The organism is Streptomyces sp. HSW2009 (assembly GCF_040240285.1).
Taxonomy (GTDB): Bacteria; Actinomycetota; Actinomycetes; order Streptomycetales; family Streptomycetaceae; genus Streptomyces.
In genome coordinates this window covers 1-13,524 of record NZ_JBEHZD010000177.1, presented here as the reverse complement: position 1 = coordinate 13,524, position 13,524 = coordinate 1, and the positions used below count along the sequence as shown (strand labels likewise).

Sequence of the window (13,524 nt, the reverse complement as noted above, 5' to 3'; positions counted from 1 at the left end):
CCGGCGAGGCCCGGCGTGAAGACCGCGTCGCCGGCCGCGGGGGGGGGCCCCCCGGGGGGGCCGTTGACCGGGGGGGGCGGCGTGCGGAGGTTGCCGGGGGGGGCGGGCGGTGCGGGGGGCCGCCCGGGGGGGGGGGGGCCCGGGGGGCCCCCCCACCTTTCCGCTGTCGTCCGCGGCGCCTGCGACTCCGGCCCGCGCGTCCCGTACGACCGCTCCGACGATGCCCCCTGCCGGCCCGCGCGTCCCGTACGGCCGGTCACGCGGCGCCCCCGTCGCCGACCGGTGCGTCCCGTACAACTGGCCGCACGGCGCCCCCGCCGGCCCGCGCGTCCCGTACGGCCGACGCCTCGGCGACCTCGCCGGCCGCCGCCGGCCTGCTCCCGGCCGGCGCCGGCACGCTCGCGGGTGGGCTACTCCACCGTCACCGACTTGGCCAGGTTGCGCGGCTTGTCGATGTCCCGGCCGAGCGCCAACGCCGAGTGGTACGCGAGGAGTTGGAGCGGAATGCCCATCAGGATCGGGTCGAGTTCGACCTCGTTGCGCGGTACCACGATGGTGTGGTCCGCCTTCTCCTGCTCCCGGTGCGCGACGGCGAGGATGCGACCGCTGCGGGCCTTGATCTCTTCGAGCGTCGCCCGGTTCTTCTCCAGCAGGTCGTCGTCCGGGAGCACCGCCACGGTCGGCACCTCGGGCTCGATCAGCGCCAGCGGGCCGTGCTTGAGCTCGGACGCCGGGTACGCCTCGGCGTGCACGTAACTGACCTCCTTGAGCTTCAGGGACGCCTCGCGCGCCACCGGGTAGCCCCGTACCCGGCCGATGAACATCATGCTCTTGGCGTCCGCGTACAGCCCTGCCAGCTTCTTGATCTCCTCCTCGCCGCGCAGCACCTCCGCGATCTGCTCGGGGAGCTTGCGCAGGCCGGCGATGATGCGCTTGCCGTCGGCCACGGACAGGTCGCGGATGCGGCCGAGGTGCAGCGCGAGCAGGGCGAAGGCGACGGCGGTGTTGGTGAAGCACTTGGTGGAGACGACGCACACCTCCGGGCCGGCGTGCACGTACACGCCGCCGTCCGTCTCGCGGGCGATGGCGCTGCCGACGACGTTCACCACGCCGAGGACGCGGGCGCCCTTTCGCTTCAACTCCTGAACGGCCGCGAGCGTGTCGTACGTCTCGCCGGACTGGCTCACCGCGATGTAGAGGGTGTCCGGGTCGACCACCGCATTGCGGTAGCGGAACTCGCTCGCCGGCTCCGCGTCGGCCGGGATGCGGGCCAGCTCCTCGATCAACTGGGCCCCGATCAGGCCCGTGTGGTACGCCGAGCCGCAGCCGAGGATCTTCACCCGGCGCACCCCGCGCGCCTCGCGGGCGTCCAGGTTGAGCCCGCCGAGGTGCACGGTGGAGAACCGGTCGTCGATCCGCCCGCGCAAGACCCGGTCCACCGCGTCCGGCTGCTCGCAGATCTCCTTGTGCATGTACGTGTCATGGCCGCCCATGTCGTACGACTCGGCCTCCCACTCCACCGTGGTCGGCGAGGCGGAGGTGCGGCTGCCCTCGGTGGTGTAGGTGCGGTAGTCGTCGGCCTTGAGGGTGGCCATCTCGCCGTCGTCGAGCGTGACGACCTGGCGGGTGTGGCTGACCAGCGCCGCCACGTCGGAGGAGACGAACATTTCCTTCTCGCCGATGCCCAGCACCACCGGCGAACCGTTGCGGGCCGCGACGATCCGGTCGGGGAAGTCGGCGTGCAGCACCGCGATGCCGTACGTGCCCTCGATCAGCCGTAGCGCCTCGCGGACCTTCTCCTCCAGGGTGGCGGCCGGGGAGCGGCCGATGAGGTGGGCGAGCACCTCGGAGTCGGTGTCGGACTCGAAGGTGACGCCCTCCGCGCTCAGCCTGGTGCGCAGGGCGGCGGCGTTGTCGATGATGCCGTTGTGCACGATGGCGACCTTGCCGTCCGCGTCCTGGTGCGGATGGGCGTTGACGTCGTTGGGGGCGCCGTGGGTGGCCCAGCGGGTGTGCGCGACGCCGACGGTGCCGGCGAACCGCTTGGGCAGCTTCGACTCCAGCTCCCTGACCCGGCCCTTGGCCTTGGCGGTCTTCAGCCCTCCGGTCTTGCCGGCGGCGTGGATGGCGATGCCGGCGGAGTCGTAACCGCGGTACTCAAGGCGCTGGAGCCCCTCAAGGAGGAGGGGCGCAACATCGCGCTTGCCGATATATCCAACAATGCCGCACATGAGGGTTTTCCTTCCATCTGGTGGCGGTACACCGGGGTCGCTCGCCGCTCTTCTGCTGTTTTCTGCCCTGTTTGCCCGCTTTCGCCCGCCGTGCGTGGTGCCTTGCGCCTTCCGTGGTGCTTGTGCGGCTGGCCGTTGGTGGTGGCTTGCGTTGACGGTGGTGCCCTATGCCGTCGGTGGTGCTCTGTGCCGTTGGCGGTACGGGGCGCTGCCCGGGGTGGGGTGTCCGGGTGGCGCCGGGGTGCCGGGGCACGTGGGTGGTTCGCGGGGTGGTGGAACGCGGGTGCGGGTGCGGCGGGTGTGTGGTGCGTGGGGTGCGGAGGGGTGCGCCGCCACGTTCCGGTGTGGTGCCGTTGCTGTCGGTTGCTTGCTGTTGTCTGGTGCTGCCTACTGCTGTGGTGTCTGTGCCTGTGTCTGTGTCTACGCCCGTGTCGGCGCTGTTTGCCGGTGGCGTCTGTTGCTGGTGGTGCCTGCTGCCGTGGTGTTTCGGCGGTGTGGTGATGCGGTGATGCGGTGGGTCCCGGGCGCGTCCGAGTGCGGGTGTGCCCGGGGCGGTCGGTTCGGGGTGGGGGCCCTAGCCGTAGACGATGCGGCGGAGTTGGCGCAGCGAGAGCGCGGGCGGGGCCACCGCGCGGTGCGGTAGTTCGGCCTCGATCCGTTCGAAGATGTCCGCGTTCGTCAGCCCTGCGGACTGGAGTTCGCGGTGTCTGCGTCGAACGAATTCCTCCGCCGTCTCGTCGAAGTACGCCAGGACGTCCAGCACCACCCGGGCCGCCTCGCCGCGTCCCAGCGGCGAACTGCGCACCAGATGGTCGACCAGGTCCTCATGGGGCGACTGGCCGGCGTCGGAACTTCGGCTACGGCGATCGAACACCCGTCGATACTGCGCGGCGGCGACGAGTTTCGCAAGAAGTCTGCCCGATATCGGGCAGGCGGACGCCGAAGGTACGGGCCAATGGCCTAGAAATGGCGCAGCAGGGCCTTCTTCGCGGCGGTGAACTCCTCTTCGGTGAGTATCCCGTCGTTCCTCAGCTCACCCAGTTCGCGCAGCCGTTGCAGCAGCGCGTCGTGATCGACCTCGGCCGGGGCGGCTGGCGCGGCGGCGGCCGGGGCGAGCGCCGGGGCGGGGGCCGCGGCGGCCGTGGCAGCGGGCTCCGGCGGCGCGGCCGGGTGCGGCATCCGAGCCACGACGGCTGCCCCGACCAGGGCCATCAGCGGATCTTTCTTGAAGCCGTACAGCTCGACGGAGCGCGGGTCGTACTTCGGCGGCGAATTGGTCGGCGCCTTGGCCACGACGAACCGCAGGTAGCCGTTCTCCAGACCGGCCGGCCACAGCCACTCCACGGCATCCACATCGGCCAGGGCGAACACCTGGGTGCCGGCCGACTTCTTGGAGTCCTCCGTCTTCCAGTTCCACTCCAGGCGGATGTTCTCGCCGTCGAAGGAGGCCGTGGCGTCGCCGGCGGAGGCCGACAGCGGCACCGAGGGGCCGGGCAGCAGATAGCGGTGGCACGGCGTGGACGGCACGCTCTCCAGGAGCAGCGCGTGCCGCACCTCGTCCACGAAGTACTCGGCGACGCCCATCCGGTCCGCCTCGACCGCGAGCTGGTACGGGTCGGCGGCGCTCGGCAGCCGGCCCCCCACCGCCTGGAGCAGCGGGTCAGCCCCGTCGCGCAGCCGCAACCGCAGCCGGCCCGACTTCCGCCCCGCCTCGAAGGTGACCCCGGCCAGCGCCTGGAGCGGCACCAGCAGCTCGCCGATGGCCTGCCGGGCGGGGCTCACACCTTTGTCCCGCCCCGGCACGATCCGTACGGCCTCCCCGTCGAAGGTCCAGGTGCCGTCCCTTTGGGTGATCTCCGCCATGGGCGGGATTCTCCCACGCGGGCCCGGGCGCGCGACGGTTGGACCGCGGCGGCGCGGGGCTTGGACGCGGGCCCGGGAGGGGGGCGGGCCTACGGCGGCCTCAGGCGCGGGCCCGGGCGCCGGGCCCCGGTGGTCCGAGGCGCGGGCCCGGGGCGGGCGGCGGAGCCCGGTGGTCCGAAGCGTGGGCCCGGGGCGGGTGGTGGATCAGGCGTCCAGGCCCAGTTCGCGGGCGATCAGCATCCGCTGGACCTCGCTGGTGCCCTCGCCGATCTCCAGGATCTTGGAGTCGCGCCACATGCGGGCCACCGGATACTCGTTCATGAAGCCGTACCCGCCGTGGACCTGAGTGGCCTCCCGGGCGTTGGTGACCGCCACGTCGCAGCTGTACAGCTTGGCCAGGGACGCCTGCTTCTTGAACGATTCGCCGTGCGCCATCCGCGACGCCGCGTCCCGCCAGGCGATGCGCGCGGTGTGGGCACGCATGTCCATGTCGGCAAGCTTGAACTGGATGGCCTGGTTGGCCCCGATCGGCTTGCCGAACGCCTCACGGGTCTTCGCGTACGAAACGGACTCGTCCACACACCCCTGGGCGAGTCCGGTGGCCAGCGCGGAGATGGCGATCCGCCCCTCGTCCAGGATGCGCAGGAACTGTGCGTACCCCCGGCCCTCGGCGCCGAGCAGGTTGGCCGCCGGGACCCGGCAGTCGGAGAAGGCCAGCTCATGCGTGTCGGAGGCGTTCCAACCGACCTTGGAGTACGGGGCGGCCACGGTGAAGCCCGGGGTGCCGGACGGGACGATGATCGAGGAGATCCGCGGGCGGCCGTCGGGCTTGTGGCCGGTGATGGCGGTGACGGTGACCAGGGAGGTGATGTCGGTCCCCGAGTTGGTGATGAAGCACTTGGTGCCGTTGATCACCCACTCGCCGGTCTCCTCGTCCAGGCGCGCGGTCGTACGGGTGCCGCCCGCGTCGGAGCCGCCACCGGGCTCGGTGAGGCCGAAGGCGCCCAGCGCCGCACCGGAGCACAGGTCCGGCAGCCAGGTGCGCTTCTGCTCCTCGGTGCCGTAGAGGTAGATCGGCATGGAGCCGAGCGAGACGCCCGCCTCCAGCGTGACCGCGACGGAGGAGTCGACGCGGGCCAACTCCTCGATGGCCAGGCACAGCGCCAGGAAGTCGCCGCCCATGCCGCCGTACTCCTCCGGGTAGGGCAGCCCGAACAGCCCCATGCGGCCCATCTCGCGGATGATCTCGTACGGGAAGGCGTGGTTCTCCCAGTACTCGCCGATCTGCGGCGCCACGACGTCGTGCGCGAACGCCTCGACGGTCTTGCGCAGCTCCTCGTGCTCGGCGGACAGGCGGTGGTCGAGAGACATGGCTACGACTCCTTGTGGGAGAGGGCGCGAACGGTGCGGGAGGGGCTGGGACGGCCCAGCCGGTCGGCCATCCACACGCTCGTGGCGGTGAGTCGGCCGAGGTCGACCCCGGTTTCGATGCCGAGGCCGTGCAGCATCCACACGAGGTCTTCGGTGGCGAGGTTGCCGGTGGCGCTCTTCGCATACGGGCAGCCGCCGAGGCCGCCCGCCGAGGCGTCGACGGTGGTCACGCCGTGCTGGAGCGCGGCGAGGGTGTTGGCCAGGGCTTGGCCGTACGTGTCGTGGAAGTGCACGCCGATCTGCTCGGTCGGCACCCCGGCCTGGTTGAGCGCGGCCAGCAGGGCGCTGACGTGGCCGGGCGTGGCCACCCCGATGGTGTCGCCAAGGCTCAACTCGTCGCAGCCGAGGTCGATCAGGCGGCGGCTGACGTCGGCGACCCGGGCCAGCGGGACCGGGCCCTCCCAGGGGTCGCCGAAGCACATCGAGAGGTAGCCGCGCACCCGCACGCCGGCCTCGGTCGCCCTGGCGACCACCGGCGCGAACATCTCCAGCGCCTCGTCCACCGTGCGGTTCAAGTTGGCCTTGGCGAAGGACTCGGTGGCGCTGCCGAACACGGCGATCTCCCGCACCCCGTGCGCCAGGGCGCGCTCCAGGCCCCGCTCGTTGGGCACCAGCACCGGGAGCCGCAGGCCCACGCCAGGGCCGCCAAGGTCAGCCAGCAGCGGCATCAACTGCTCCGCGTCGGCGAGTTGGGGCACCCACTTGGGGTGGACGAAGCTGGTGGCCTCGATGGTGGTGAGGCCGGCGTCGGCGAGGCGGTGGATGAACTCCGCCTTCACCTCGACCGGAACGATCGCCTTCTCGTTCTGGAGGCCGTCGCGCGCGCCCACCTCGTGGATGCGCACCCGGGCCGGGAGCCCCGGCGCCGGAACGGCCATCGGCAGTCCCTCGATCATCGCGTGCCCTCCTGCTGCGCGCCGGGGCCACCGGCGGTGCGGGTGCGGTCAGGAGCGCCGTCGGTCGCGCTCTGGTGCGCGGGAGCGGCCTCGGCCGTCTCGTGCGGGGTGACGCCGGCGAGCACCTGGTCCATGGCGACGGTGCTCCCGGGGGTCACGTCCAACTCGGTGACCGTGCCGTCGTGGGCGGCCACGATGACGTGCTCCATCTTCATCGCCTCGACGACCAGCAGCCCCTGGCCGGCCGTCACCACGTCGCCGACGGCCGCCTTGACCACGGTGACCGTGCCCGGCATGGGGGCGGTCAACGCGCCCGCATGCGCCCCGGCCGCGCCGCCGCGCAACGCGGCCTCCACCGGGTCATGGTCCGCGACGTGCCACACGTCGCCGTCCCGCGCCAGCCACGCGCCGCCGCGCCCGGCCTCACCATGGGCGGCGGAGTGGGCGAACACCTGGGTGAGCCCGGCCCACTCCACGAGCACCTGCTGCACGCCGCCGGCCGCCCGTGTGGTGACCAGCCGGGCGCTGACCGGCTCGCCGTCCGCCACGGTCACCACCGCGTCGTGCGCCCGGCCGCGCACCCGGACGGTCACCGGATCGTGGCCGGGCACCCGCAGCGGGTGCACCGTCGGCGCGCCCTCGCCGCCCAGCCGCCACCCGGTGGGCAGCGAGAACGGGTCGGTCCAGCCGCTGCCCGCGGGGGCAACCGCGGGCTGACCGGCGGAGCCCGGGGACGCGGCCGGCTCCAGCGCTGCCTGTCGCAACCGCGCTGCGGCCCCGTACACCTCGGCCGGGATCTCGGCCGGGGTCAGCGCGGCGGCGACCCGGTCGACGAGCCCGGTGTCCAACGTGCCGGAGACCACGGCGGGATGGTTGAGCAGTCGGCGCAGGAACGCGGTGTTGGTGTCGAGGCCGAGGATGGTGGTCTCGGCGAGTGCCGCGCGCAGCCGGCGCAGCGCGGTGGCCCGGTCCGGCCCGTACGCGATGACCTTGGCGAGCATCGGGTCGTAGGCCGTGCCCACGTCGCTGCCGGCCGACAGGCCGGAGTCGACCCGCACGCCCTCGCCGGACGGCTCGCCGAGCGCGGTGACCGTGCCCGCCGACGGCAGGAAGTCCACCCGCTCGCCGTCGGGCGTGGCCCGCACGGTCTCGGCACAGATACGGGCCTCCACCGCGTGTCCGATGAGGGTGATGTCCTCCTGGGTGAAGGGCAGCGGCTCACCCGCGGCCACCCGGAGCTGCCATTCGACCAGGTCGATGCCGGTGATGAACTCGGTGACCGGGTGCTCGACCTGGAGCCTGGTGTTCATCTCCATGAAGAAGTAGTCACCGGGGCGGCCCTGCCCGCCATCGGCGCTGGGCGTGCCGCCCGGCACGATGAACTCGACCGTGCCGGCCCCGGTGTAGCCGCAGGAGCGGGCGGCCTGGACGGCGGCCTGCCCCATGGCGGCCCGGGTGGCCTCGTCGAGGAAGGGGCTGGGCGCCTCCTCGATGATCTTCTGGTGGCGGCGCTGGAGGGAGCACTCGCGCTCGCCGAGGTGGATCACCTTGCCGTGGGCGTCGGCCAGCACCTGGATCTCGATGTGCCGGGGTTGATCCACCCAGCGCTCGACCAGGAGGGTGTCGTCGCCGAAGGAGCCGCGGGCCTCCCGGCGGGCCGCCGCGATCTCGTCGGCGAGCAGGGCCTCGTCCCGCACCAGGCGCATGCCCTTGCCGCCGCCGCCGGCCGAGGGCTTGAGCAGCACGGGCGTGCCGATTTCCCGCGCCGCCTCGATCAGTTGCGCGTCGCTCAGGCCGCTGCCCGATGAACCGGGCACGACCGGCACCCCGGCCGCGCGGACCGTCTCCTTGGCCCGGATCTTGTCGCCCATCAGCTCGATGGCCCCGGCCGGCGGGCCGATGAAGACCAGGCCGGCATCGGTGCAGGCCCGGGCGAACGCGGCGTTCTCGGCGAGGAAGCCGTACCCCGGGTGGACCGCCTGCGCCCCGCTGCGCCGCGCGGCGTCCAGCAGCCGCTCGATCGACAGATAGCTCTCGGCCGCCGCCGCCGGGCCGATGCGCACGGCCGTATCCGCCTCGTGGACGTGTCGCGCGTCCGCGTCCGCGTCGCTGAACACCGCCACCGACCGCACCCCGAGCTCACGCAGGGTGCGGATGACCCGGACCGCGATCTCGCCACGGTTCGCGACCAGCACGGTGTCGAACATCGCCGCTGTCACCCGCTCCGCCTCCCGTCCGGCCCGCTGGCCGGGCGTCTGATGGGCCGCCGGCTGCGCGGCGGTCCCTCCGGTCGTCTCTGTCGCTGTGTACGTCTTCTGTTGGCTCTGCCGGACGTGCTCAGCCTGCTCGGCCTGTCGGATCTGCTCGGCCTGCCGTTGGGCCGGCCGGGCCTGCCGGGGCGTCGTCCCGTCCCGTGGGCCCTCGCCCGCGGGGCCGGTGGCCGCGGCCGGGACGGGGCCCGTGGGCGGGTGGGGATGTGTCATGGTGCGCTCCTCACATCCGGAAGACGCCGTAGCCCGGGGCCGCGTCCGCGCTGCTGAACCCCGGGGTGCCGGGCAGCGGCGCATTGGCGCAGGCGGTGAGGGCCAGACCGAGCACCGTACGGGTCTCCAGCGGGTCGATCACGCCGTCGTCCCACAGCCGTGCCGTGGCGTAGTAGGCGTTGCCCTGGGTCTCGTACTGGGCGCGGATCGGGGCGCGGAAGGACTCCTCGTCCTCCTGGCTCCACTCCTCGCCCCGCCCCTCCAACTGGTCCCGCTTGACGGTCGCCAGGACCGAGGCCGCCTGCTCTCCGCCCATCACCGAGATCTTGGCGTTGGGCCACATCCACAGGAAGCGGGGGGCATAGGCGCGCCCGCACATGGAGTAGTTGCCGGCGCCGTAGGAACCGCCTATGACCACCGTCAGCTTCGGCACCCGGGCGCAGGCGACGGCCATCACCATCTTGGCGCCGTGCTTGGCGATGCCACCCGCCTCGTACTGCTTGCCGACCATGAAGCCGGAGATGTTCTGGAGGAAGACCAGGGGGATGCCCCGCTGGTCGCACAGTTCGATGAAGTGGGCGCCCTTCTGGGCGGATTCGGAGAACAGGATGCCGTTGTTGGCGATGATGCCGACGGGGTGGCCGTGGATGCGGGCGAAGCCGGTCACCAGCGTCGTCCCGTACTCCGCCTTGAACTCGGCGAACTCCGAACCGTCGACCACCCGGGCGATCACCTCGCGCACGTCATACGGCGTGCGCGAGTCCACCGGGACCGCTCCATACAACCCCGCGGGGTCGACCGCGGGCTCCCGGACCGGCTCGACCGACCAGGGCAGTGGGCCCCGCTCGGGCAGCGTGGAGACGATGGTGCGCACGATGCGCAGGGCGTGCGGGTCGTCCTCGGCCAGGTGGTCGGTGACGCCGGAGGTCTTGGAGTGGGTTTCGCCGCCGCCCAGCTCCTCGGCGGTGACCACCTCGCCCGTGGCGGCCTTCACCAGCGGCGGTCCGCCCAGGAAGATCGTGCCCTGCTCGCGGACGATGACCGCCTCGTCGCTCATTGCCGGCACGTACGCACCGCCGGCCGTACAGGAGCCGAGGACCGCGGCGATCTGCGGGATGCCGGCGCTGGACATCCGTGCCTGGTTGTAGAAGATCCGGCCGAAGTGGTCGCGGTCCGGGAAGACCTCGTCCTGCATCGGGAGGAAGGCGCCGCCCGAGTCCACCAGATAGAGGCAGGGGAGGCGGTTCTCCAGGGCCACTTCCTGGGCTCTGAGGTGCTTCTTGACCGTCATGGGGTAATACGTGCCGCCCTTGACCGTGGCGTCATTGGCCACCACGACCACCTCGCGGCCCGCTACCCGGCCCACCCCCGCGATGACGCCGGCGGCCGGGGCCTGGCCGTCATACAGTCCGTCGGCCGCCAACGGCGCCAGCTCAAGGAAGGGCGAGCCCGGATCGAGCAGCGCGTCGACCCGATCGCGCGGCAGCAGCTTGCCGCGCGCGGTGTGCCGGGCCCGGGCGCGCTCGCCGCCGCCGCGCCGCGCCGCAGCGAGCTTCTCGCGCAACTGCGCCGCCAGCTCCCGGTGCGCCGCCTCGTTCGCCCGCCAGGCGTCGGATGTCGGATCGGCGCCGCTGGCCAGCACTGGTGCCTGCCCCATGCGTCGGGCCCCCTTGCACGGTTGAAGAGCGTACGGTTAATGAGCGTTAACTGATGGCTTCAGGTTAACGCTCATTAACGCTTCTGTCTAGAATGGATTTCGTGAGCGAACCAGTTGCGCGGACCCAGGCCCCTGCCCCCACTCGGCGGGAGCAGATCCTCGCCGAGGCTGCCCGGCTCTTCGCCGCCCGTGGCTTCCACGGCGTCGGCGTCGACGAGATAGGGGCCGCCGTCGGCATCAGCGGCCCCGGCCTCTACCGCCATTTCGCGGGCAAGGACGCGATGCTCGCCGAGTTGCTGGTGGGCATCAGCGGCCGGCTGCTCGCCGGCGGCAAGCGGCGGGTCGCGGAGGCGGCCGAAGCGGCGGCCGGCCCGCGGGACGTGCTCGGCTCGCTCATCGACGGGCACATCGACTTCGCCCTCGACGACCGGCCGCTGATCACGCTGCACGACCGGGAGCTCGGCCAGCTCAAGGAGAGCGACCGCAAGCTGGTGCGCCAGCTCCAGCGGCAGTACGTCGAGCTATGGGTTGAGGTCGTGCGGCAACTGCGCCCCGATGCGCCGGAAGCGCAGGTCAGGGCCGCCGTGCACGCGGTGTTCGGGCTGCTCAACTCCACGCCGCACCTCGGCCACGCCAACTTCCTGCCCGGCCGCGAGGACACCGCGGCGCTGCTGCGGCGGCTCGCGCACGGGGCGCTGGACGCGCTCTGACCCGGGCGCCGCTCGGCGTCGCGCCTCTCTGGACAGTGGTATCAACCCGCAGGTAACTTTACTGAGCGAGCGCTTAGTCAAACTCCCGGGCTCGCGATCGAGGCCGCTCTAGGAGGAGACAGCGTGCGCCGTACGGTGTTCAACGAGGACCACGAGGCGTTTCGGCAGACGATCCGCGACTTCATCGCGGCCGAGGTCGCGCCGGTCTACGACCAGTGGCTTGAGGCCGGCCAGGCGCCGCGCGACTTCTACAAGAAGCTGGGTGAGCTGGGCGTCTTCGGCATCGAGGTGCCCGAGGAGTACGGCGGCGCGGGGGAGACCAGCTTCAAGTTCCACGCGATCATCACCGAGGAGTGCGCCCGCGCCGGAGTGAGCTTCGGCAGCTCCAGCGTGCACACCGCGCTCTGTCTGCCGTACCTGCTCGCGTACGCCACCGATGAGCAGAAGCGGCGCTGGCTGCCGCCGTTCATCACCGGCGACATGATGATGGCCATCGCGATGACCGAGCCCGGTACCGGCTCCGACCTGGCGGGCATGCGGACCACCGCCAAGCTGTCCGACGACGGCACGTACTACCTGCTCAACGGCGCCAAGACGTTCATCACCGGCGGGGTGCTCGCCGACCGGGTCATCGTCTGTGCGCGCACCGCCCCGCTCAGCGCCGAGGACCGCCGCGCGGGCATCACGCTGCTCGCCGTGGACACCTCGTCCGAGGGCTACACGGTCGGCCGCAAGCTCGACAAGCTGGGCCTGCGGACCTCCGACACCGCCGAACTCGCCTTCAACGACGTCAAGGTGCCCGTCGGCGACCGGCTCGGCGCGGAGGGCGAGGCGTTCGCGTACCTCGGGCAGAACCTGCCGCAGGAACGGCTCGGCATCGCGGTCGGCGCGTACGCCCAGGCCGCAGCCGCGGTCGAGTTCGCCAAGCAGTACGTGCAGGAGCGCGAGGTCTTCGGGAAGTCGGTGGCGTCCTTCCAGAACACCAAGTTCGTGCTCGCCGACTGCAAGTCGGACGTGGACGCGCTGGAGGCCGTGGTGGACCGGGCGCTTGAGGCGCACGACGCCGGCGAGTTGAGCCCGGCGGACGCGGCGTCCGCCAAGCTCTTCGCGTCCGAGCGGGCCGCGGTCGTCATCGACAAGTGCCTCCAACTGCACGGCGGCTACGGCTACATGATGGAGTACCCGATCGCGCGCCTGTACGGCGACAACCGGGTCAACCGGATCTACGGCGGCACCAGCGAGGTCATGCGCACGATCATCGCCAAGTCCATGGGCCTGTAGCCGCGGGCGCACCGACCGAGCGTGAGCGACCACCATGCGCGAACCCCTTACTGACCTGCTCGACCTGCTCGATCTGGAGCGGATCGACGAGGACATCTTCCGAGGTGTCAGCCGTCCTTCACTGGTGCCGCGGGTGTTCGGCGGACAGGTGGCGGCCCAGGCGTTGATCGCCGCGGGGCGCACCGTGTCCGCCGATCGCCCCCCGCACTCCCTGCACGCGTACTTCCTGCGCCCCGGCGACCCCGGCGCACCCATCGTCTACACCGTGGACCGCATCCGCGACGGGCTGTCCTTCACCACCCGCCGGGTGGTCGCCGTTCAGCACGGGCTGCCGATCTTCCACCTCTCGGCCTCCTTCCAGCGGGTGGAGGCCGGGCTCGAACACCAGGCGCAGATGCCGGCGGCGCCCGATCCGTCGACGCTGCCGACCACCGAGGAGATGCTGCACCGGCACGCGGACCGGTTCCCCGACCCCACCGTCATCCCGCGCCTCGTACGGGCCCGGGCCGCGGTTGACCTGCGGTACGTGGCCGATCCGCCGTTCGTCACCGCGGGCCAGCCGCGCGAGGCGCGCTCCCAGGTTTGGTTCCGTACCAACGGCAAACTGGACGGCGCGCACGACGACCCGCTGCTCCACGTCTGCCTGGTCACCTACGTCTCCGACATGACCCTGCTCGACTCGATCCTGCTCGCCCACGGCCGCGGCGGCTGGGTCGCCGGGGACGTGGTGGGTGCCAGCCTGGACCATGCGATGTGGTTCCACCGGCCGTTCCGGGCGGACGAGTGGCTGCTGTACGACCAGGAGAGCCCGTCCGCCTCGGGGAGCCGCGGGCTCGGCCAGGGCCGGATCTACACGGCGGACGGCCAGTTGGCGGTCTCGGTGATCCAGGAGGGGCTGATCCGGGTGCCCCGACGGCACGCCGGGCAGCGCGGCGCCCCGAACGGGGCCGCCCCGGCGGCCCGCGGGCGCGC

At 72.2% G+C, this 13,524-nt stretch carries 10 protein-coding genes; 3 read left to right on the top strand and 7 right to left on the bottom strand.

Annotated features, from left to right (window positions below; translation table 11 throughout):
• Positions 1-410: 410 nt before the first annotated feature.
• The 7 genes from glmS to AAHZ94_RS15590 form a co-directional block, all read right to left on the bottom strand.
• On the bottom strand, positions 411-2,231 hold the full coding sequence (gene glmS, locus AAHZ94_RS15620; RefSeq protein ID WP_349993483.1) for a glutamine--fructose-6-phosphate transaminase (isomerizing): 1,821 nt from the start codon (positions 2,229-2,231) through the stop codon (positions 411-413).
• A gap of 574 nt (positions 2,232-2,805) precedes the next feature.
• The gene (locus AAHZ94_RS15615) at positions 2,806-3,105 is read right to left on the bottom strand and encodes a hypothetical protein (RefSeq protein WP_349993482.1); all 300 of its coding nucleotides are present in this window, start codon (positions 3,103-3,105) and stop codon (positions 2,806-2,808) included.
• 86 nt (positions 3,106-3,191) lie between these two features.
• Positions 3,192-4,094, bottom strand: a complete 903-nt coding sequence (locus tag AAHZ94_RS15610) for a DUF4429 domain-containing protein (RefSeq protein ID WP_349993481.1) — start codon at positions 4,092-4,094, stop codon at positions 3,192-3,194.
• 204 nt (positions 4,095-4,298) lie between these two features.
• A complete protein-coding gene (locus AAHZ94_RS15605; protein WP_349993480.1) occupies positions 4,299-5,465 on the bottom strand; it encodes an acyl-CoA dehydrogenase family protein in 1,167 nt (388 codons plus the stop codon).
• 2 nt (positions 5,466-5,467) lie between these two features.
• Positions 5,468-6,421, bottom strand: coding sequence for a hydroxymethylglutaryl-CoA lyase (locus tag AAHZ94_RS15600; protein ID WP_349993479.1), 954 nt, complete (start codon positions 6,419-6,421; stop codon positions 5,468-5,470).
• Complete coding sequence (locus tag AAHZ94_RS15595) at positions 6,418-8,628, bottom strand: acetyl/propionyl/methylcrotonyl-CoA carboxylase subunit alpha (protein WP_349993484.1); 2,211 nt, start codon at positions 8,626-8,628, stop codon at positions 6,418-6,420. The genes AAHZ94_RS15600 and AAHZ94_RS15595 overlap by 4 nt, the downstream gene beginning before the upstream one ends.
• 286 nt (positions 8,629-8,914) lie before the next feature.
• Positions 8,915-10,561, bottom strand: a complete 1,647-nt coding sequence (locus AAHZ94_RS15590; protein WP_349993478.1) for a carboxyl transferase domain-containing protein — start codon at positions 10,559-10,561, stop codon at positions 8,915-8,917.
• A 101-nt stretch (positions 10,562-10,662) separates the two neighbouring features.
• On the opposite strand from AAHZ94_RS15590, the gene AAHZ94_RS15585 reads away from it, so the two are divergent.
• The 3 genes from AAHZ94_RS15585 to AAHZ94_RS15575 all read left to right on the top strand — a co-directional run.
• Positions 10,663-11,271 (top strand): SACE_7040 family transcriptional regulator, encoded by a 609-nt coding sequence (locus AAHZ94_RS15585; RefSeq protein WP_349993477.1) that lies wholly within the window; start codon positions 10,663-10,665, stop codon positions 11,269-11,271.
• Positions 11,272-11,394: 123 nt separating this feature from the next.
• Positions 11,395-12,552, top strand: coding sequence for an acyl-CoA dehydrogenase family protein (locus AAHZ94_RS15580; RefSeq protein WP_349993476.1), 1,158 nt, complete (start codon positions 11,395-11,397; stop codon positions 12,550-12,552).
• A 34-nt stretch (positions 12,553-12,586) separates the two neighbouring features.
• On the top strand, positions 12,587-13,524 hold a 938-nt coding region (locus AAHZ94_RS15575; RefSeq protein WP_349993475.1), incomplete at its 3' end, for an acyl-CoA thioesterase.